The organism is Pseudomonas sp. G34 (assembly GCF_031119625.1).
Classification (GTDB): domain Bacteria; phylum Pseudomonadota; class Gammaproteobacteria; order Pseudomonadales; family Pseudomonadaceae; genus Aquipseudomonas.
Genome location: NZ_JAVHZV010000002.1, coordinates 13,385 through 34,146, shown reverse-complemented (window position 1 = coordinate 34,146; position 20,762 = coordinate 13,385). Strand labels below are relative to the sequence as shown.

At 65.7% G+C, this 20,762-nt stretch carries 20 protein-coding genes; 9 read left to right on the top strand and 11 right to left on the bottom strand.

The annotated features are described in order from the left end of the window. Positions 1 to 2: 2 nt before the first annotated feature. From QYS36_RS00755 to QYS36_RS00745, 3 genes are all read right to left on the bottom strand, one after another. Positions 3 to 323: a hypothetical protein gene (locus QYS36_RS00755; protein WP_374990407.1), complete on the bottom strand. Its 321-nt coding sequence runs from the start codon at positions 321 to 323 to the stop codon at positions 3 to 5. Between the two features lie 102 nt (positions 324 to 425). Next, positions 426 to 626 carry a hypothetical protein gene (locus tag QYS36_RS00750; RefSeq protein WP_308837680.1) on the bottom strand — a complete coding sequence of 67 codons (201 nt, stop codon included), beginning with the start codon at positions 624 to 626 and terminating at the stop codon, positions 426 to 428. Positions 627 to 650: 24 nt separating this feature from the next. Beyond that, a complete protein-coding gene (locus tag QYS36_RS00745; RefSeq protein ID WP_308837679.1) occupies positions 651 to 1,283 on the bottom strand; it encodes a type III secretion protein in 633 nt (210 codons plus the stop codon). A 108-nt stretch (positions 1,284 to 1,391) separates the two neighbouring features. Here QYS36_RS00745 and QYS36_RS00740 point away from each other — a divergent pair, with 108 nt between their 5' ends. Further along, positions 1,392 to 2,195: a tetratricopeptide repeat protein gene (locus QYS36_RS00740; RefSeq protein WP_308837678.1), complete on the top strand. Its 804-nt coding sequence runs from the start codon at positions 1,392 to 1,394 to the stop codon at positions 2,193 to 2,195. A gap of 26 nt (positions 2,196 to 2,221) precedes the next feature. Here the strand turns inward: QYS36_RS00740 and QYS36_RS00735 are convergent, their stop codons facing one another. From QYS36_RS00735 to QYS36_RS00705, 7 genes are all read right to left on the bottom strand, one after another. Continuing rightward, entirely contained in the window at positions 2,222 to 2,617 is a 396-nt protein-coding gene (locus tag QYS36_RS00735) for a hypothetical protein (RefSeq protein ID WP_308837677.1), read from the bottom strand. A 14-nt stretch (positions 2,618 to 2,631) separates the two neighbouring features. Continuing rightward, complete coding sequence (locus tag QYS36_RS00730; protein WP_374990403.1) at positions 2,632 to 3,909, bottom strand: type II and III secretion system protein family protein; 1,278 nt, start codon at positions 3,907 to 3,909, stop codon at positions 2,632 to 2,634. After that, the gene (gene sctV, locus QYS36_RS00725) at positions 3,906 to 6,044 is read right to left on the bottom strand and encodes a type III secretion system export apparatus subunit SctV (RefSeq protein WP_308837676.1); all 2,139 of its coding nucleotides are present in this window, start codon (positions 6,042 to 6,044) and stop codon (positions 3,906 to 3,908) included. The genes QYS36_RS00730 and sctV overlap by 4 nt, the downstream gene beginning before the upstream one ends. Continuing rightward, complete coding sequence (locus QYS36_RS00720) at positions 6,041 to 6,382, bottom strand: type III secretion protein (RefSeq protein ID WP_308837675.1); 342 nt, start codon at positions 6,380 to 6,382, stop codon at positions 6,041 to 6,043. The genes sctV and QYS36_RS00720 overlap by 4 nt, the downstream gene beginning before the upstream one ends. Further along, positions 6,379 to 6,750: a hypothetical protein gene (locus tag QYS36_RS00715; protein ID WP_308837674.1), complete on the bottom strand. Its 372-nt coding sequence runs from the start codon at positions 6,748 to 6,750 to the stop codon at positions 6,379 to 6,381. The genes QYS36_RS00720 and QYS36_RS00715 overlap by 4 nt, the downstream gene beginning before the upstream one ends. A 1-nt stretch (position 6,751) precedes the next feature. After that, on the bottom strand, positions 6,752 to 7,705 hold the full coding sequence (locus QYS36_RS00710; protein ID WP_308837673.1) for an FHA domain-containing protein: 954 nt from the start codon (positions 7,703 to 7,705) through the stop codon (positions 6,752 to 6,754). A gap of 139 nt (positions 7,706 to 7,844) precedes the next feature. Then, positions 7,845 to 8,006: a hypothetical protein gene (locus tag QYS36_RS00705; RefSeq protein WP_308837672.1), complete on the bottom strand. Its 162-nt coding sequence runs from the start codon at positions 8,004 to 8,006 to the stop codon at positions 7,845 to 7,847. 412 nt (positions 8,007 to 8,418) lie between these two features. Between QYS36_RS00705 and QYS36_RS00700 the strand changes: the two genes are divergently transcribed. The 7 genes from QYS36_RS00700 (at position 8,419) to QYS36_RS00670 (ending at position 16,821) form a co-directional block, all read left to right on the top strand. After that, a complete protein-coding gene (locus QYS36_RS00700) occupies positions 8,419 to 9,396 on the top strand; it encodes a dipeptidase (protein WP_308837671.1) in 978 nt (325 codons plus the stop codon). 118 nt (positions 9,397 to 9,514) lie between these two features. Next, positions 9,515 to 10,045, top strand: coding sequence for a DUF5943 domain-containing protein (locus QYS36_RS00695; protein WP_308837670.1), 531 nt, complete (start codon positions 9,515 to 9,517; stop codon positions 10,043 to 10,045). 129 nt (positions 10,046 to 10,174) lie between these two features. Further along, positions 10,175 to 12,235, top strand: a complete 2,061-nt coding sequence (gene dgcA / locus QYS36_RS00690; protein WP_308837669.1) for a dimethylglycine demethylation protein DgcA — start codon at positions 10,175 to 10,177, stop codon at positions 12,233 to 12,235. Between the two features lie 114 nt (positions 12,236 to 12,349). Further along, positions 12,350 to 14,308, top strand: a complete 1,959-nt coding sequence (gene dgcB / locus QYS36_RS00685; protein WP_308837668.1) for a dimethylglycine demethylation protein DgcB — start codon at positions 12,350 to 12,352, stop codon at positions 14,306 to 14,308. Between the two features lie 129 nt (positions 14,309 to 14,437). Beyond that, positions 14,438 to 15,670 (top strand): electron transfer flavoprotein subunit alpha/FixB family protein, encoded by a 1,233-nt coding sequence (locus QYS36_RS00680; protein ID WP_308837667.1) that lies wholly within the window; start codon positions 14,438 to 14,440, stop codon positions 15,668 to 15,670. An 89-nt stretch (positions 15,671 to 15,759) separates the two neighbouring features. Continuing rightward, positions 15,760 to 16,533 carry an electron transfer flavoprotein subunit beta gene (locus QYS36_RS00675; RefSeq protein ID WP_308837666.1) on the top strand — a complete coding sequence of 258 codons (774 nt, stop codon included), beginning with the start codon at positions 15,760 to 15,762 and terminating at the stop codon, positions 16,531 to 16,533. A gap of 39 nt (positions 16,534 to 16,572) precedes the next feature. Beyond that, positions 16,573 to 16,821 (top strand): hypothetical protein, encoded by a 249-nt coding sequence (locus tag QYS36_RS00670; RefSeq protein WP_308837665.1) that lies wholly within the window; start codon positions 16,573 to 16,575, stop codon positions 16,819 to 16,821. Positions 16,822 to 17,194: 373 nt separating this feature from the next. Here QYS36_RS00670 and QYS36_RS00665 read toward each other — a convergent pair whose 3' ends face one another. After that, positions 17,195 to 18,295: a GlxA family transcriptional regulator gene (locus QYS36_RS00665; protein WP_308837664.1), complete on the bottom strand. Its 1,101-nt coding sequence runs from the start codon at positions 18,293 to 18,295 to the stop codon at positions 17,195 to 17,197. Positions 18,296 to 19,565: 1,270 nt separating this feature from the next. Between QYS36_RS00665 and QYS36_RS00660 the strand changes: the two genes are divergently transcribed. Beyond that, positions 19,566 to 20,762 (top strand): glycine betaine/L-proline ABC transporter ATP-binding protein, encoded by a 1,197-nt coding sequence (locus QYS36_RS00660; RefSeq protein ID WP_308837663.1) that lies wholly within the window; start codon positions 19,566 to 19,568, stop codon positions 20,760 to 20,762.

The window sequence follows — 20,762 nt, the reverse complement described above, 5'->3', positions numbered from 1 at the left end:
GCTCACTGGCCCCTTAGCAGGGTGTTGGCAGAGCCGGAGATCTGCGTAGCACCACGCACCACCATCTGGGTTTCGATGGAGTAGTCGAAGACCCGGCTCAGCGAGCCAACTAGACGGTCGATCTGCTGCTCGTTGACCTTGCCCGGTTCGACCCCGGCGCCCTTGTCCACCGGCGCACTGCTGATGTACGGCGTGCGTTCCACCGCGGCACTGTCGGAAAAGCCCTTGGAGCGGTCGATGAAGCCGTTGAGCCGCTCCATGAGGTTTTCGCCGATCTGGTTCGGGCTGGCGCCGTGGGGCATGCCCTTGGCCTGGCTGGCCATGTGCTCGAACAGGTTCTGCGACACCTGGGCGACATCCTGCCCGGCGGCCGTAGGGGCCGCCGTGGCGACTGCTGCGCTGACTGTCATGGCCGATCCCCGTGGTTATTCTTCGTCGTCCGCGGTGGCTTCCTTGAGAATCTCCTGGGCCCGCGGCATGACGATGAACTGGCCGCCGAGGATGATCGCCTGGGTAATCATGTCCTCGGTGAGTGCATCTCCCTGAGCGTTTTCCAGCGCCTGGTCGAATTCCGCTTCAGGGGTGTTCTGGGGACTGGTGTTGCCATCTACCTGGGTGACTGCCATGGGATCTCTCCTTTCGTCTGAGGTTTACTCGTCGTCCGCACCCTTGACCACCTGGATGCCGGCACTGCCGCGGAACACCCGCACGCCCCGCTCGCGAACCACCTCGGGTTCGGCGACTACCGGGGCCTGCAGCTGATCGATGCGTTGCTGGACCAGCGCCATGTAGGGCGGCGGCCCGGAAATCAGCATGCCGTCACCGTGAAAGCTGCTGCGCAGCGACAGGTGCTTGCCGGCTACACCCAGCTCGTCCAACGCGGTCTGCAACTCGTCGAGCTGAAAGCCACTGGGTTCGAACTGGCGAATCTCGATTTCTTCCTCGCTGTTCACATGCAGCATGTTGCCGTCGAAAAACCAGGTCAGGCCGCCGTTGCCGCACAGCGCGTCGAGAAACTCGCCGGCACTGGCCGCACGCAGGTTGCTCTGGGCGCGGCCCTTGACCCGGCTGGAAATCGCCATCGGCAGGCCGAGGTTGCGCCCGAAGGCTTCCAGGGTGCTGCGCAGGTCCTGGTTGATCACCACATAGTCGTAGGGCTGATCGAACCAGGGCGGCGTGACTTCGCCGCGGGCCGTGCCCACACTGCCCGCCAGCAACAGCAGGGCCAGCGCCAGGCAACGCCCGATGCCGCCACTATCGGCGCAGGCAGGTCGATGAAACAACCGCCGCCCGGCAACAATCACAAGATTTCGCAGCCGCTTCACAGATCCCCCGCAAGCGGGCTCTATAGAATGCCGTGCACGTGCCGAACCAACCCAGGAGCACCGCCCTTGCCGTCGATTTCCACCCGCTGCATCCTGCTCGCCAGCCTCGCCCTGCTGGGCGCCTGCAGTAACCACTCGCCGAGCGCGCCCGCACCAGACGGCGATGAGGCCTACCAGCGGCTGATGAAACTGGCCGGCGATGTCGAGTCGCGCGGTGATCGCGGCACCGCCGCGACGCTCTACCAGAGGGCCGCGGAGCAGCCCGGGGCGGGCTTCGAAGCCTGGCAGCGGCTGGGCCAGGCGCGACTGGAGAGCGGTAACATCCAGGGCGCCGAGGCGGCCTACCAGAAGGCCGTCGCGCTGGAGCCGGACAACCCCGTGGCTCTGCTCGGCCTGGGCACCGCACAGCTGCGCCTGGGCTACCCGGAGCGCGCCCAACCGCTGCTGGAAAGTGCCGCCCGGCAATTGCCCAACGATGCCCAGGCCTTTGCCCGCCTGGGCGCCGCCGAGGCGCAGCTGGGCAATGTCACGGCCATGCAGAAGGCCTTCGCCACGGCACGCCGGCTGGCCCCCAACGACCTCGACGCGCGCAGCAACCTGGCCCTGGCCTATGCGCTCAACGGCGACACGGGCAATGCCCTGCGCGAGATCGCCGGCATCGACCGGGCGCCCACCGCGCAGTTGCGCCATCAGCGCAATGCGCTGCTGGTTCAGGTACTGGCGGGCGCCCAGGGCAAACCGGCCAGCGTGCAGCTCGACGACACCAGCGCCACCCAGCGCCAGGCGCTGATCGCCGAGGCGCAACGTATCGCGGCCATCAGCGACCCCGCCGAACGTGCCAGGGCCCTGGGCCTCAGCGCCGGGCGTTAGGCCCAGCTGGCGCGGGCTGGCGTGGCTCATTGCCCACCTCCGGTATCACTCTGCGCTGCCTGCTCGTGGCGACGGCGGCGCTTCTCGTCGGTCTCGAAACCTTCCAGGTACGACTGCGCCGCGCGGCCTACCGGCGCGGCCAGGGTCGGCCCGGTCTGCCGGCCACGCAGCAGGTCACCACGGCGCTCGACCATCTGCAGCAGATTGGCATTGTTGGCGCAGCCGGGCGGCAGCGGTAGCAGCTCAGCCTCGTCGACCGGCTGGCCCTCGTCGGTGACGCGACGGCAGGCATCGGGCACCAGCAGGGTCTGGCCGTTACCGTCGACGATGGTCTGGTAACCGGGGGAATAGTCCGGCGACTGCAACTCGGTCTGGCAGGCGCCCAGCAGCAGGCAGGTGGACAACAGGCCCAGACGGGTCATCACGGCACTCCCGTTCATTGCACGTGGAACCCGAAGGAGCCGCTGCGCGCCGGGCCATCGGCACGGGCGCCGAGGCTCTTGTCGAGCGGCGTGAGCATGGCCTGGGTCTGCACCGGCTCGACCAGGTAAGGGGTGATGAGGATCACCAGCTCGGTCTCGTTCTGCTGAAAGCGCTTGGAGCGGAACAGGTTGCCGAGTACCGGCATGTCGCCCAGCAACGGGACCTTTTCCAGATCCCGTGAATTCTCCCGCTGGAACAGGCCGGCAATGGCGAAGGTCTGCCCGCTGCCCACCTCGACGCGGGTGTCGGCACGGCGCACGCGGAACGACGGCACCCGGAACCCGGAGACTTCCAGGGTGCTGCCGCCCATCAGGCTGCTGACCTCCGGGCGCACCTGCAGGCCGATGCGGTCACCTGGCAACAGGGTCGGGCTGAACAGCAGCGAGACCCCGTAGGATTTGTATTCGACGCCCACCAGGTCGCTGTTCACCGGCACCGGCACCGGCACTTCGCCGCCCGCCAGGAAGCTCGCCGTCTCACCGGTCATGGCGGTGATGTTCGGCTCGGCGAGGATCTCCAGCACGCCGTTGCTCTGCAGCGCCTCGAGCACGCTGTCGATATTGAAGTTGCCGCTGTCCAGGCCCACGCCGATCAGGTTGGAGCCACCGGCTGCCGCCTCAGCCGCCAGGTTGCCGCCAGTGAGCAGGCCGAACGAGAAGGTGCCGTTGTTGAACAGCGCATTCCAGCTCACGCCATAGCGCAGCAGCTCCTCGCGAGACACCTCGGCGAAGCGCACGCGAATGTTCACCTGGGCAGAACCGGCGTACGTCGCGGTGTTCACCGCGCCCTGCCAGTCCTGCCCGGCGGGGTCGAGCAAGGCATTGAGATCCAGCGCCTCGGCCACGTTGCTGACCTGGCCGCGGGCCGCCAGGCGGTTGCCGACGCCCTGAACCTCGGTGCCGCTCTGCGGGTGGCGGCTGCGCAGCGCACTGGTGATCGGCCGGCCGTTGCTGCCGACGCTGATCTGCAGCGAAGCGATCTCCTGCTCGTCACTGCCCAGGGCCACCAGGGTGGTGTGGCCAGGGCGCTTGCCGAACAGGTAGATCACCCCGGGGGACACCACCTGCAGGTCGGCCACACCGGGCTCGGCGATCATCACCGCATCCACCGGGTCACTGAAGCGCATGATCCGCCCCTCGCCGGTGCCCAGGCTGATATCGCCCCCCAGCGGTGACTGGGCCATGGCCAGCAACGGCAGGCAGCACAGCGTCAATACCAGCAGGCGGATCATGTCGCACCTGCCAGCGCGGGAGCAGGTTGGCTCTTCTCTGCCCGCGCAGTGCTCGGCGCGCCGATCACCTTGATCGCCTGCAGGCTGTATTCCGGGGCCAGTTCGGTAAAGGACAGCACGGCCATCTCCAGTTCGTCACGAATGCACAGGCGCAGGATCCGGCGGCGTAGCTCCGGGTGCACCACCAGGGTCGGTTTGATCTGCTCAGGCAATTGCGCGCACTCCTGGCGCAGCGCCTTGAGCAGGCCACGGGTGGCTTCCCGGGCGCGGATCTCGCCGCGCCCGGTATCCTGCTGACGCGCCGCCTCGAGCAGCTGCGCCTCCAGGGCCGAGCCGAGCACGAAGGCCGCGATCACCCGCTGCGCATCGGCATGCTGGTGGCTGATCTGCCGCGCCAGGGCGCTGCGCAGATGGTCGCTGAAGCGCCCGACATCCCCCTCGCGGCCGCCCCACTCGACCATCGCCTCGAGCAGCGCCCGCCGGTTGCGAATCGACACACCCTCGGCGACCAGGCGCCGCAGGGCGTCGGCGATGCGCTGCAGGGGCACGGCCCGCAGCGCTTCCTTGACCAGTTCGCCATGGCTTTCCTCCAGGTGCGCCAGCAACTGGCGGGTTTCCTGGATCCCGAGAAAGTCGCCGGCATAACGACGCAGCACACGCGCCAGCACATCCCGGAGGATTTCATCAGGGCGCAGGTAGCCGATTCCCGCGTCACTCAGCTCGGCTTGGTGTTCGCTGGCAATCCACAGGCCGGCGCGGCTGCCCAAGGGCGATGCCCGCTCCTCGCCGGTGATGTCGAGCAGTTGCAGGTGCACGGGGTCGTCCTTGAGCAGCACCTGCGCCGGGTTCAGCTCGCCCTGATCGACCGGTACGCCTTCCAGCTCGACCCGGTAGCCAGCGGTCGAGCCGGCCATGTCGACGACCACCGACGGCATCGGAAACTCGATACCCAGCTCGTTGTGCAGGTCGTGGCAGAGCACCTCGAGGCGTTGCTTGAAAGGTTGCAGCGGCACCGCTTCGGCCAGCCCCGGGCCGATCGACAGCAGCACCCGGGTGTCCGCCGCAGCGGCCGGGGCTTCCTCCTGCTGCTGGGGCTCGGGGTCGCTGGCCGCCTCCTCGACCACCTCGGCCGCCGCGATCTCGGCTTGTTCTTCGCGCTGCTGGCGGCGTCGCAGCACCCAGGCGCACAGTCCCAGCACGGCCGACAGACCGAGAAACACCGGCGCCGGGAAGCCGGGGATGAACGCCACGGCGGCGAGAATCAGCGCGGTCAGCGTCAGGGCACGCTGGCTGTTGCCCATCTGGCGGATGATTTCGGTGCCCAGGTCGGCCTGCTCGGCCTCGTTGTTGACCCGGGTCACCACGGTGCCGGCGGCCACGGCGATCAGCAGCGCCGGAATCTGCGCGATCAGCCCGTCGCCCACGGTGAGCAGCGAATAGGTATGCCCGGCTTCGGCGAAGGACATGCCGCGCGACAGCATGCCGATCAGCAGGCCGCCGATCAGGTTGACGAAAAGGATCACCAGGCCGGCGATGGCATCGCCCTTGACGAACTTCATCGAGCCGTCCATCGCGCCGAACAGCTGGCTCTCGCGCTGCAGGTCGGAGCGCTTGCGGCGCGCCTCGTTGGCGTCGATGTCGCCGTTGCGCAGGTCGTTGTCGATGCTCATCTGCTTGCCGGGCATGGCGTCCAGGCTGAAGCGTGCCGCCACCTCGGCGACCCGCTCGGCGCCCTTGGTGATGACCACGAACTGCGCCACGGTGATGATCAGGAAGATCACCAGGCCGACCACCACCTCGCCGGCGATGACGAACTTGCCGAAGGCCTCGATGATATGCCCCGCATCGCCGTGCAGCAGGATCAGCCGCGTGGTGCTGATCGACAGGGCCAGGCGGAACAGCGTGCTGAGCAGGATCAGCGCCGGCAGTGCGGACAGCTCCAGGGGCTTGCGAATGTAGAAGGCGACGATCAGCACCAGGATGCTCAGGGCGATGCTGATGCCGATCAGGGTATCGACCAGGTAGGTCGGCAGCGGGATGATCATCATCACGATGGCCATCATCATGAAGGCGACCACCACCACCTCGGTGCGTTGCGCCGCCATGCCCGCCAGGGCACCCAGCCGCGCCATCATGCTGCACGCTCCTGGCGCAGCGCCCGGTAGCGGGCAAAGCAGGTGCGCGCCTCGCCGTGCTGGCCGGCGCTCCACAGCGCCCGGCTGCGCAGCAGCAGCCAGGCCGCCGATTCGCCCTGCAGCCCGTGCAGGCGATCCAGGGTCTGCAAGGCTCGCTGCCCATCACCATTGGCGGTGAAGGCCGCCGCCAGGCGCGCCAGCAATACCGGGTCATCGGCATTCAGCTGCACGGCCAGCAACAGCAGCACCAGTGCGCGCGGGCCCTGGCCAACCCGCAGGTAGAGATCGCCCAGGCCCTGCAGCAGCTTGGCGGCATCGTGGTCGTCGCGCAGCATCATGGCTCCACCTCGGTTTCGACGCGCTGGCGGTCCAGGGCCTGGCGGGTGTCGAGCTCCTCGCGCACCAGGCTCATGGCCAACGCCCGGGTTTCACCGTCGAGCGGCAGCGACGGCAGGATGCGTTCGAGGATGTCTTCGAGAATTTCCGCCGGGCGCGAGCCTGCGAACAAGCCGGGCTCGACGCCTGCGGCCAGCTCCAGGGCCTGCAGGTCATCCTGTACCGTCGGCAGTGGCAGCGCGCGCGGCAGGCTGGGCTGGCGAACCGCGGGTGGCGCGCTGGGTAAGGCAGGCAGCAGCTCACTCGGCCGAGTGCGAATGTCGGACGCCGCATCCGCCGGCGCCAGCGGGGCGCGTGAATCGATCTTCATGCTAGCCCTCAGGCACTGGCGAGGGTCCTAATGTCAGCGCGAAGCGCTCTTCGCCCAGCGCCAGCACCACCTGACCATCCTCGATACGCTCGAGCTTCCAGCCGCCTTCCAGGGGGGCGCCGGGATACAGGCGGGCACCCGAGGCATTGATCACGTAGGGGTTGTCGCCGAACCACACGGCCTGGAAGTTGACCCGCGGCCGGGCGGCGCTTTCACGCACGCTGACATCGCCACGCAGTACGTATTGGCGCCCATAGCGGCCGTCGAAATACTGCTGCAGGGCAAGCCAGTCCTGTTCCTGGCCGGGCTCCAGGGTGCCGCTGACGCGCACCTGGCCGGCACTGGCGTCGAGCTTGAGCTTGTTCAACCCGGCGGCCTTGGCCTGGCTGGCCAGGTCGGCGCGGGCCAGTTGCAACGACGCCGCCCGGGGCGCCTCTGCCGGCTGCTCCTCGGCGAGGGTGAGGCGCTGCAGCGACTCCGGCTCGGCGCCAGGCAGCGGGCCATCGCGCAGCACCGCCAGGGCACCGGCGCAGATGAACATGAACAACGCGGCAATCGCCCATTGGGCTTTGCCGTACCACACCGGGTTGGCCGCCGGGCCGCTGGCCTGGGGCATGGCCAGGCGCAGGGTCGCCGTGCCGATGCGGATATCCACAGGCAGTCGGCCGCGGTAGCCGTGCCCGCGCGCGACCGCGGTTTCACGTCCGTTGCGGATTACCCGCACGTCACCGCCGCTGGCCTCCACGCCAACGTGGCGAGCACTCAGGCGCAGGGTCAGGTGACGTTCGGCCACCCCGGCGTCACGCAGCATCAGGTTGGCTGCAGCACCGCTGCCGATGCAGTACACCGCTTCATCCAGCGGCAGCGATACACCGCGGTGGATGCCGGCGGTCACCTCCAGCCGAGGCAGATCGCCGCTGTTCAGCGAGGCGGAACTCGAGGCTATCGCAGTCATAGGACTCACCGGGCTCAGGGATCACGCTATCGAGCGACGTATACGGCCAGAACGGCCGGCCACGCACTCGATGGAAAAGGTGCCGATAACGGCGCAGACGCAGGTTGCAGGCGGCGCCGAACGCCGCCTGCAGCCCGGGTCAGTTCTGCGGACGCTGCTTGGTGGCGTCGAGTTCGGCTTTCTTGGCCGTGGTGATCTCGGTGATCTTGGCGGATTTCTCGATCGCCATATCGAACACCGCGGACATCTTGTCGATAGCAGCGTCTGCGCCGCCGCCACTTACTGCAGGAGTCTCAGCCATGGGATATCTCCGAAAATATCTAAAGGGTAATGGGCGGCATCACCAGCGGTGATAACCGGTTTCAGGAAAGCCACCTCACCGAGCGGGCTTTCCTGCAACGCCTCGAAGACTAGAGAGCGATCGCCGGGCGATGTTGTTAAAGGTTGTTAAAGCTTGTTGAGGGTCGGTTAACGACCTGCTGCCGACACCCCGCCTGGGTTTGCCTGGCAGCGCAGTGCAGCAGGCGGTAGCCCGGCAGGCCTGGCTCTGCGCCGCGACGGGCACAGGCGGCCTTGTCCGATCACGACCTCGGCTTGACGCTTTCGGCAATCCCCCCGTCGTTTTTGCATCGGGTCGCCAGGGCGGTGAGGCATATGCTGCCCACAAAGCGCCAGCAGCGAATCTGGTGCAACCAATCAAGGGGAGCCGCCTGATGAGCCCAGCCGAATTGCACGCCGACAGTATCGTCATCGACGGTCTGATCATCGCCAAATGGAACCGTGAACTGTTCGAGGACATGCGCAAGGGCGGCCTGACCGCGGCCAACTGCACGGTGTCGGTATGGGAAGGTTTCCAGGCCACCGTCAACAGCATCGCCGCCAGCCAGAAGCTGATCCGCGAGAACAGCGACCTGGTGATGCCGGTGCGCACCACCGCCGACATCCGCAAGGCCAAGGAGCTGGGCAAGACCGGCATCCTCTTCGGCTTCCAGAACGCCCATGCGTTCGAAGACCAGATCGGCTACGTGGAGATCTTCAAGCAGCTCGGCGTGGGCATCGTGCAGATGTGCTACAACACCCAGAACCTGGTCGGCACCGGCTGCTACGAGCGCGATGGCGGCCTGTCCGGCTTCGGCCGCGAGATCGTCGCCGAGATGAACCGCGTGGGCATCATGTGCGACCTGTCGCACGTTGGCTCGAAGACCAGCGAGGAAGTCATCCTCGAATCGAAGAAGCCGGTGACCTACTCGCACTGCCTGCCATCGGGCCTGAAGGAGCACCCGCGCAACAAGTCCGACGAGGAACTGAAGTTCATCGCCGACCATGGCGGTTTCGTCGGCGTGACCATGTTCGCGCCCTTCCTGGCCAAGGGCATCGACTCGACCATCGACGACTACGCCGAAGCCATCGAGTACGTGATGAACATCGTCGGTGAAGACGCCATCGGCATCGGTACCGACTTCACCCAGGGCCACGGCCAGGACTTCTTCGAATACCTGACCCACGACAAGGGCTACGCCCGTCGCCTGACCAGCTTCGGCAAGATCATCAACCCGCTGGGTATCCGTACCGTCGGCGAGTTCCCCAACCTCACCGAAACCCTGCTCAAACGCGGCCATCCCGAGCGCGTGGTGCGCAAGATCATGGGCGAGAACTGGGTGCGGGTACTCGCCGACGTCTGGGGCGAGTAAGCCTCTCTCAATCCAATTCTTGTGGGAGCGGCTTCAGCCGCGATCCGTCCGAAGGGACGGCGTACTTGAAGCTCGCGGCTAAAGCCGCTCCTACGATTCAAACTCAGGAGTTCTGCACATGGCCACCCACGCCCCCGAAATGCCCATCCAGGTCGACGACGAAACCGGCGTATGGACCACCGACGCCCTGCCGATGCTGTACGTGCCGCGGCACTTCTTCGTCAACAACCACCGTGGTATCGAGGAAGTGCTCGGCGCCGACAAGTACGCCGAAATTCTTTACAAGGCAGGCTACAAATCCGCCTGGCACTGGTGCGAGAAGGAAGCCGAATGCCATGGCCTTGAAGGCGCCGCGGTGTTCGAGCACTACATGAAGCGCCTGTCGCAGCGCGGCTGGGGCCTGTTCGAGATCCAGAAGCTGGACATCGACGCCGGCTACGCGGAAGTGAAGCTCAAGCACTCGGCCTTCGTGTACGTGTACGGCAAGGTCGGCCGCAAGGTGGATTACATGTTCACCGGCTGGTTCTCCGGCGCCATCGACCAGATCCTGTCGGCCAGGGGCAGCAGCCTGCGTACCGTCACCGTGCAGGAATACGGCGGTTCCGAAGAGGGCCACGACGATGGCCTGTTCGTTACCCGCCCGCTGTAACTCTATCCAGGTGGGAGCGGGCCGTGCCCGCGAATTTACTGATCGCGGGCGTGGACTAGGCGTCTGCGCCGGCTCCCACACATAAAAATAAAACCGTGAACGCTTAGCCGCCGAATCGAGGAGAGGGTCATGGCCTTCGAAGCAATGTTTCAGCCGATCCAGATCGGCAAACTGACCATCCGTAACCGTGTGCTCTCCACCGCGCACGCCGAGGTCTATGCCACCGACGGCGGCATGACCACCGACCGCTACGTGAAGTACTACGAAGAGAAGGCCAAGGGCGGCATCGGCCTGGCGATCTGCGGCGGCTCCTCGGTGGTGGCCATCGACAGCCCGCAGCAATGGTGGGCCTCGGTGAACCTGTCCACCGACCGCATCATCCCGCACTTCCAGAATCTTGCTGACGCCATGCACAAGCACGGCGCCAAAATCATGATCCAGATTACCCACATGGGCCGCCGCTCGCGCTGGGACGGTTACCACTGGCCGACCCTGATGTCGCCGTCCGGTATCCGTGAACCGGTGCACCGCGCCACCTGCAAGACCATCGAGATCGAGGAGATCTGGCGCATCATCGGCAACTACGCCCAGGCCGCACGCCGTGCCAAGGAAGGCGGCCTGGACGGCGTCGAGCTGTCCGCCGTGCACCAGCACCTGATCGACCAGTTCTGGTCGCCGCGGGTCAACAAGCGTACCGATGAATGGGGCGGCACCTTCGAAGGCCGCATGAAATTCGGCCTGGAAGTGCTCAAGGCGGTGCGCGCCGAAGTCGGTGACGACTTCTGCGTGGGCATGCGCATCACCGGTGACGAGTTCCACCCGGACGGCCTGTCCCACGAGGACATGAAGCAGATCGCCGCCTACTACGACGGCACCGGCATGCTCGATTTCATCGGCGTGGTGGGCTCGGGCTGCGACACCCACAACACCCTGGCCAACGTGATCCCCAACATGAGCTTCCCGCCGGAGCCGTTCCTGCACCTGGCGGCCGGCATCAAGGAAGTGGTCAAGGTCCCGGTACTGCATGCGCAGAACATCAAGGACCCGAACCAGGCCACGCGCATCCTCGAAGGTGGCTATGTCGACATGGTCGGCATGACCCGCGCGCACATGGCCGACCCGCACCTGATCGCCAAGATCAAGATGGGCCAGATCGACCAGATCAAACAATGCGTCGGTGCCAACTACTGCATCGACCGGCAGTACCAGGGCCTGGACGTGCTGTGCATCCAGAACGCCGCGACCAGCCGCGAATACATGGGCGTGCCGCACATCATCGAGAAGACCACCGGCGTGAAGCGCAAGGTGGTGGTCGTCGGCGGCGGCCCGGCCGGGATGGAAGCGGCCCGTGTTGCAGCCGAGCGCGGCCACGACGTGACCCTGTTCGAGAAACAGGACAGCCTCGGCGGGCAGATCAGCATCGCCGCCCGGGCACCACAGCGCGACCAGATCGCCGGTATCACCCGCTGGTTCCAGCTGGAAATCGCTCGCCTGGGCGTCGACCTGCGCCTGGGCACCGCGGCCGATGCAGCCACTCTTCTCGACCTGCGCCCGGACATCATCGTGCTGGCCAACGGCGGCCACCCCTTCCTCGAACAGAACGAGCACTGGGGCGCTGACGAAGGCCTGATCGTGAGCAGCTGGGACGTGCTCTCGGGCAAGGTCGAGCCGGGTAAGAACGTGCTGGTGTACGACACCATCTGCGAGTTCACCGGCATGTCGGTCGCCGACTACCTGGCGGACAAGGGCTCGCAGGTGGAAATCGTCACCGACGACATCAAGCCGGGCGTGGCCATCGGCGGCACCAGCTTCCCCACCTACTACCGCAGCATGTACCCGAAGGAAGTGGTGATGACCGGCGACCTGATGCTGGAGAAGGTCTACCGCGAAGGCGACAAGCTGGTGGCGGTGCTGGAGAACGAGTACACCGGCGCCAGGGAAGAACGCGTGGTCGACCAGGTGGTGGTGGAGAACGGCGTACGCCCGGACGAATCGCTGTACTACGCACTCAAGGAAGGCTCGCGCAACAAGGGCCAGATCGACGTCGATGCGCTGTTCGCGATCAAGCCGCAGCCATGCCTGTCCGAGGCGGGCGACGGCTACTTGCTGTTCCGCATCGGCGACTGCGTAGCCCAGCGCAACACCCACGCGGCGATCTACGACGCGCTGCGGTTGTGCAAGGACTTCTGATCGAAACGACGCCCTGTGGGAGCGGGCCATACCCGCGACTCAAGGTAGCCAAGGCTGCGCCCAGATGCGGGCCTGGCCCGCTCCCACGACATCTCGTCCGGTGAGGACAGACCGATGCTGAACACCATTCTCCCCATCCTGCTGTTCGCCGCCCTGGCCCTTGCGGTCATCGGCGCGGCCAAGCGCTTCTTCATGTGGCGTCGCGGTCGGCCGGCCAAGGTCGACTGGATTGGCGGCCTGCTGAAGATGCCGCGCCGCTACCTCGTGGACCTGCACCACGTGGTCGAGCGCGACAAGTACATGTCCAAGACCCACGTGGCCACCGCTGGCGGCTTCGTGCTGGCGGCCGTGCTGGCCATCGTCGTGCACGGTTTCGGCCTGCACAACCGCATCCTCGGCTTCGCCCTGCTGGCCGCCACGGTACTGATGTTCACCGGTGCCCTGTTCGTCGCCAAGCGCCGCCTGAATCCGCCCTCGCGGCTGTCGAAAGGCCCGTGGATGCGCCTGCCGAAAAGCCTGCTGATGTTCGCGGCGAGCTTCTTCATCGCCACCCTGCCGGTGGCCGGGATTCTGCCCGTCGACTTCGGCGGCTGGGTGCTGGCGGCCATCCTTGGCGTTGGCGTGGCCTGGGGCGTGTCGGAGCTGTTCTTCGGCATGACCTGGGGCGGGCCGATGAAGCACGCCTTCGCCGGCGCCCTGCACCTGGCCTGGCACCGCCGCGCCGAGCGTTTCGGTGGTGGTCGCTCCACCGGCCTGAAAGCGCTGGACCTGAACGACCCGAAAGCGCCACTGGGCGTGGAAAAGCCCAGCGACTTCACCTGGAACCAGCTGCTCGGTTTCGACGCCTGCGTGCAGTGCGGCAAATGCGAAGCGATGTGCCCAGCCTTCGCCGCCGGCCAGCCGCTGAACCCCAAGAAGCTGATTCAGGACATGGTCATCGGCCTGGCCGGCGGCACTGACGCCACTTTCGCCGGCTCGCCTTATCCGGGCAAGCCACTGGGCGAACACGGCGGCGGCCCGCACCAGCCGATCGTCTCGCTGCAGGGCAAGGCGCTGGTCGATGCCGACACCCTGTGGTCGTGCACCACCTGCCGCGCCTGCGTCGAGGAATGCCCGATGATGATCGAGCACGTCGATGCCATCGTCGACATGCGCCGCCACCTGACCCTGGAAAAAGGCTCGACGCCGAACAAGGGCGCCGAAGTGCTGGAAAACCTCATCGCCACCGATAACCCGGGCGGCTTCGCCCCCGGCGGCCGGCTGAACTGGGCGGCGGACCTGAACCTGCCGCTGATGGCCGGCAAGGGCAGCGCCGAGGTGCTGTTCTGGGTCGGCGATGGCGCCTTCGACATGCGCAACCAGCGCACCCTGCGCGCCTTCGTGAAGATCCTCAAGGCCTCGGGCGTGGACTTCGCGGTGCTCGGCCTGGAAGAGCGCGACAGCGGTGACGTGGCCCGCCGCCTGGGCGACGAAGCGACCTTCCAGCAGTTGGCCAAACGCAATATCGCCACCCTGAACCAGTACCAGTTCAAGACCATCGTCTCCTGCGACCCGCACAGTTTCCACGTGCTGAAGAACGAGTACGGCGCGCTGGGCGGCCACTACCGGGTGCTGCACCACAGCACCTTCATCGAAGAGCTGGTACGCAAGGGCTCGCTGAACCTGGGCCAGAGCAAGGCCGCCAGCGTGACCTATCACGACCCCTGCTACCTGGGCCGCTACAACGGCGAGTACGAAGCGCCCCGCGCGGTACTCAAGGCCATCGGCATCGAGGTCAAGGAGATGGAACGTTCCGGTTTCCGCTCGCGCTGCTGCGGCGGCGGTGGCGGCGCACCGATCACCGACATCCCCGGCAAGCAGCGGATTCCCGACATGCGCATGGAAGACATCAAGGAGACCGGCGCCGAACTGGTCGCCGTCGGCTGCCCGCAGTGCACCGTGATGCTCGAAGGCGTGGTCGAACCGCGCCCGCAGATCAAGGACATCGCCGAGCTGGTCGCCGAGGTGCTGATCGAAGCCGAAGCACCACAGAAGCGCCAGGCAGCCCAGCCCACCGCCGTGGAGGTCGCATGAACATCGACGTGCGTGACAACCCGGTGATGGGTGATGGGTTATCACCCATCCTACGAAACCTGCCCCGTAGGATGGGTGCCAACCCATCAACAAAAACCACCCTCCTGAGCCGCCCGACGGGAGCCCGCCATGAGTGACATCATCCGCCGCGATCCGCGTGCCGAGTGGATCGCCCGCAACCGCCTGCACCCGCTGCATGCGGCCATGCAGAGCCAGAACCAGACCAGCTGGATGGGCCCCAACGGCCTGGTGCGCAAGAACCCGCATGCCATCGCCGCCGGTTTCATCGGCCCGGCCGGACTCAAGCGCATCGACCGCAGCGGCGCCCAACAAGGCGGCAGCAACAAGCGCCAGAGCAGCAGCGCGGTGGTGCAACTGCCGCTGCATGCGATCGAGCAACCGGCATTCATCATCGCCGTGGTACCGGACATGGTCGGCGGCCGCCTGAGCAGCCACGACAAGGACCTGCTCGGCCTCGCCCATCAGCTGGCCGGCAAGGACGGTGCGGTGCTGGCCGTGGTGTTCGGTGAACACAAGGAATCCGCGTTCGACACCGCTGGCGTCGACCGCCTGCTACAACTGGAAGGCGACGAATACAGTGGCTACTCGCCCGAGCAGCGCGTGCTGGCATTGCGCGCCGTCGACAACCAGTTCAACCCGCGCCATTGGCTGCTCCCGGACAGCCGCACCGGCGGCGGCGAACTGGGTCGGCGGCTGGCCTCCAGCCTGGGCGAACGTCCGGCGACCCGCGTCTGGCAGGTCAAGGACGGGCAGAGCACCGGTCGCGCCGGCGCCGGCCGCGAAGACATCGCGCAGGCAGCACCGCGCCTGATCCTGGCCGCCGCCGAGTGCGCCGAGCCGGTCAGCGAAACCCGCCATGAAGCACGCCAGCTCGAGCTGTCGGTGCAGGTCGCACGCAACCTGCCACGTATCGAAGACCTCGGTTCGGTGGCCGTCGACCCGGCGCAAATTCCCATGGCCGAATCCGAATTCATCCTTTCCGGCGGCAACGGCGTGAAGGACTGGGCGCTGTTCCACCGCGCCGCCGTCACCCTGGGCGCCACCGAAGGCGCGTCGCGGGTGGCGGTGGACGACGGCCACATGCCGCGCGCCCGCCAGGTCGGCGCCACCGGCACCTGGGTCACCGCCCGGGTATACATGGCGGTGGGTATTTCCGGTGCCATCCAGCACCTGCAGGGCATCGGTGCCTGCGACAAGGTGGTGGCGGTCAACCTCGACCCGGGCTGCGACATGATCAAGCGCGCCGACCTGGCAGTGATCGGCGACTCCGCCGCGATCCTCCAGGCCCTGATCGAGCGTGTCGAAGCCCACCGTAACGGAGCCAAACGTGATGCGGCCTGAAGTCCTTATCGCGGGCATGGCCCGCTCCCACACCCGCGAACTCGTGGGAGCGGGCCATGCCCGCGAAAAACAATACCGGGGGTCGCAGCATGGCTGATCTGAACGTCGTCACCCTGATTTCCATTGGCGCGCACCCCGCTTCGGGAAGGCCGCGGCGCGCCGAGCAGGATGCCCGCGCCGTGGAGCTGGGCCTCAAGCTGGCCGGTGAAAGGCTCAACGTGGTGCATGCCGGCGACCCGCAGGAAGAAACCCTGCGCGCCTACCTGGGCATGGGCCTGCCCGGCCTGACCGTACTCGAGCAGAGCGGCGAGGCCGACGCCCTGCCGGCCCTGGCCGAGCACCTGCAATTGGCCAAGGCGCAACTGGTGCTCACCGGCAGCCAGGCGGAAACCGGCGAAGGCTCGGGCATGCTGCCCTACCTGCTGGCCGAACGCCTGGGCTGGCCGCTGATCGTCGGCCTGGCCGAAGTGGAAAGCATCGACGGCAATACCGCCCAGGTGCTGCAGGCCCTGCCCCGCGGCCAGCGCCGCCGGCTACGGGTACGCCTGCCGTTCGTGGCCAGCGTCGACAGCGCCGCACCAGCCGCGCGGCAGAGTGCCTTTGGCCCGGCCCGCCGCGGTGCACTGGAGCGTGAAGCGGTGGAGCTGGTCGACGACCCGCTCTACGCCGCCGCGCAATGGCAGCCCGCCCGCCCACGCCCCAAGCGCCTGAAGGTGATCAAGGCCAAGACCGGTGCCGAGCGCATGAAGGCCGCCACGGCGAAAGCCACGGGCGGCGGTGGTCAGGTGCTCACTGGCGTCTCGCCACAGGAAGGCGCAGAGGCTATCTTCAAGCTGCTGCTGGATGAGGGCGTGCTGCGCTGACGGTGCGCCGAATGCGAATTTGTCACGAGGACAATCACGATGATGCATGCCGACTTGATCGACCAGGAAGATCTGCGCGAACGCCTGATTGCCCTGGGTTTCAGCATCCCCAGCGGCGCCAGCGCCGAGCAGGCCTGCGAATACGCGGTGACCGGCCTGTGTCCGGAGCGTGCCCTCGCCCTGCGCCATATGGTCGAAGACATTCTTGCCGGCAGCGCCACCGTGCTGCCAACCGTGCGCGAAGCCATCTCGCGTAAATTGCTGCCGGCCCTGGTGCCGCGCAGCTGAGACCCGCGATTGCCTGCGCCCTGCGCCCAGTCACCCTCGGCCGGCGTTGGCCACAAATACTGTGCGCAGGCCTGTGGATAAACTGTTGGATAACATCGCCACGCCCCAGCCCATGGGCAGTTGCGCCAATTGCGCTGTTTTTGTCCATACGCGCGATGATGAATGCGCCGAAAGGCCCGGCACAGTGGGCTCTCGGCTTCCAACAGGCACTAAGCTGCAGAGCATTCTGCCCGCAGGTATTTTGCGCACAAATACTCTGCGTATAGCTGTGGACAATCTGTGAAAGGCTGCCCTGACGCCAGGTTTTCCGGGCGTCTCGGGCAATTGGCTGGTTTTTGCGCAACAGGCCAGCGGCGGCAGACGCCGCCCTGAATCAGATGATGCGCACGCTGGCGAAGGTCGACTCGCCCTGGGCACGACTGAGTGCCGCCATGGCCGTCGACGACCCGTGCAGCAGCTCATCGTGCACAGGTACCAGTGCCACCACATTGGCGCTGCTGCCAGCGCGCTCGTCGCGTGGCGGAATGCCGAAGTATTCGCGGTAGCACTTGGAGAAGTGCGGCGTGGACACGAAGCCGCACACCGAAGCCACCTCGATGATCGACATCGACGTCTGCTTGAGCAGCTGGCGCGCGCGAATCAGGCGCAGCTTCAGGTAATAGCGCGACGGCGAGCAATGCAGGTATTTCTGGAACAGCCGCTCCAACTGCCGACGCGACACATCCACATAGAGCGCCAGCTGGTCGAGGTCGATCGGCTCTTCCAGGTTGGCTTCCATCAGCGCGACGATTTCCTGCAGCTTCGGCTGGTTGGTGCCGAGCATGTGCTTGAGCGGCACGCGCTGGTGATCCTGCTCGTTGCGGATGCGCTCGTAGATGAACATCTCGGAGATCGCCGCCGCCAGTTCGCGGCCGTGCTCGCGGCCGATCAGGTGCAGCATCATGTCCATCGGCGCGGTGCCGCCGGACGAGGTATTGCGGTTGCGGTCGATGGAGAACAGCCGCGTGGTGATCGCCGCGCGCGGGAAAGCCTCCTGCATGGCGGCGAGAAACTCCCAGTGCACGCTGCAATCGTAGCCATCGAGCAGCCCGGCCTTGGCCAGCGCCCAGCTACCGGTGCACACCGCGCCCATCTGCCGGCCTTGGCGGGCCTGGGCCTGCAGCCACTGCACGTGGTCCCGGGTGACGCTGCGCTGAATATCCACACCACCACAGACGATCACCGCACTCAGCGCCGGGGCGTTGGCCGTGCTGGCATCCGGGGTGATCTTCAAACCGTCGCTGGCGCATACCGGCTGACCGTCGAGGGTCAGGGTGTGCCAGCGGTACAGCTCCTTGCCGGAGAGCTGATTGGCCATGCGCAGGGGTTCCACCGCCGATGCCAGGGATATCAGAGTGAAGTTGTCCAGCAGGAGAAAACCGATGGACTGAGGAACACGACTCTGGAGCTGCGCTCCCTGATTGGATTGCGACATCAACACACCCTCACACTAACCACGGTATGAGCCTTCATGACGAGGCCCTGTTTTCTTGTACTTACGGCTTTCTGGTAGTCAAGCAGATGGCATATATAACGCAAAGGCCATGCCGACATTGAACGCTCGTTCAATAAACCCCCGGCTAATGCTGAGAAGTCCCGTTGGCGGGCTCTGGCGAGCCGCAGAAGCAGCCCGGCAAATGGGCGCAATGTGCCATGCCACAAGGGCTTGAGCATTTTGGTAGCAGTCTCGGGCGTAACGGTGTTTCCCCACACCCTGAGTGGGTAACCGTCGCGGCCGAGGGAAACATGACCGACCGGTCACGCAGGCGACAAATCGGCCAACCCGCCACGCGCACCAAAAGTTGGCAGAAGCACCCGTTGCTGAGCAAAAAATGCTCACCACTGTATGCCACAACTGCACCATCGGGTCGGGATGCTCGAAACGCGCATTTGCAGCAGCGAAACGCTGATCGGCCTTGCCGGCGAATCACCGGCAATGCGCCATGGAGCGATGCCAACAGCCGCCGCTCGGTGCCCTGTGGCCATAGGATGCGCCGCCGAACAGCCTGAAAACGACCGCGACTGATACGCTTTTTGCCCGCGACCAACAGCTTTACATACGTTTTTCTGAAATTTGCTGCAGCCCCCGTGGCTTCTAGCCTGGACTCGCTCGAAAAGCTGGAAACCGCGCCATGCGCGGCCTGCAGCCTTGGCCAAGAGCAGAAAAAATCTGTTATGGTTTTTTAGGTGGCGCCTTGGTGTCGTCGCCCAACACGTCAGGGTCGTAATTCGATAATTGCCACGACCGCAAGACTATATCGTTGAGTCAGCCGATTTCGTCGCTGCCGCTCTTGACCAGGGAGGCAGACTGGGGCCCTCCGCCCCGGACCGAAGAACAGATAAGTGCTGGCTACCGCAACAGGGCGCCAGCCCAACAAGAAATTTCGGATGTACGCGCATCTTGGATGAGATGTGAATACCCAAAGGATTGGGCTTCGTAACACTGCCAGAGGGTTTGGAAAGCAGTTTGCAGCACGGCAACGCATTACTTCATTCGTCACGTTCACCTATGGCGCTTGCCTCGGCAACCGCTCTGGGACGCGCTCGAGTGCCTGCAGAACGCCATGTGACAGAACGCTGTCCAAACCCAGGAACCGTGTATATACCCACAAGCAAGAACAGTCTGCATCGCATGACGGGTGTCCGGTGGGCGCTCGGCAAGCTGCGTGAGACTGCTCTGATGTCTACTGAAGGGGAAACATCCCATGCAGTCTGGAAAAATCGTCGTCGAGAACCTCTACAAGGTCTTCGGCGACAAGCCGCAAGAAGCCATCGACCTGCTCAAGCAAGGCTGGAGCAAGGACAAGATCCTCGCTGAAAAGGGCGCCGTGATCGGCGTCAGTGATGTGTCGTTCAGCGTCGAAGAGGGCGAGATCTTCGTCCTGATGGGCCTCTCGGGCTCGGGTAAATCCACCCTGATCCGCCTGATCAACCGGCTGGTCGAACCCACCGCCGGCAACGTCTACATCGACGGCCAGAACGTCGCCAAGCTGCCCAAGGATCAACTCATCGACCTGCGTCGGCGCGACATGAGCATGGTCTTCCAGTCCTTCGCCCTGATGCCTTCACGCACCGTTCTGGATAACGCCGCATTCGGCCTCGAAGTTGCCGGCAAGGGCCGCAAGGAGCGCGAAGAGCGTGCCATGCAGGTGCTCAAGCAGGTTGGCCTGGACACCTTCGCCAACAAATTCCCCCACGAACTCTCCGGCGGTATGCAGCAACGCGTCGGCCTGGCCCGCGCCCTCGCCGTGGACCCTTCGATGATCATCATGGACGAGGCCTTCTCGGCCCTCGACCCCCTCAAGCGCCGCGAGATGCAGGACGTGCTGCTGGAGCTGCAAAAGACCCACCGCCGCACCATCATCTTCGTCTCCCACGATATCGAAGAGGCCATGCGCATCGGTAACCGCATCGGCATCATGGAGGGCGGCAAGCTGATCCAGGTGGGCACGCCGCAGGAGCTGATCGACAACCCTGCCAACGAATATGTGCGCAACTTCTTCGATACCGTCGACACCAGCCGCTATCTCACCGCTGGCCAGCTCAAGTCCAACAGCGTGCCGATCTACGTGCACAACGGCATGGCGCCGGATGCACAGACCGTCTGCCGTGAACTGCAGGCGCAGGACAAGCACTACGCCTTCGTGGTCGACGAACAGAACAATTTCTGCGGCTCCATCAGCCTGGAAAGGATCGCCCTGCTGGTCGAGGGTGGCGGTTCTCCGGCCCTGGACAGCACGGTGCTGAAAGCCATCAACCCGGTTCCCGAAGACCTGCCACTGGATCAGGTGATCAACCGCCTGGTGGACAACGAGGGCCCGATTCCGGTGGTAGACCAGGATGGCCATTACAGCGGCGCCATCAGCAAGGGCCGCCTCCTGACCCGTCTGCAGGGAGAATGA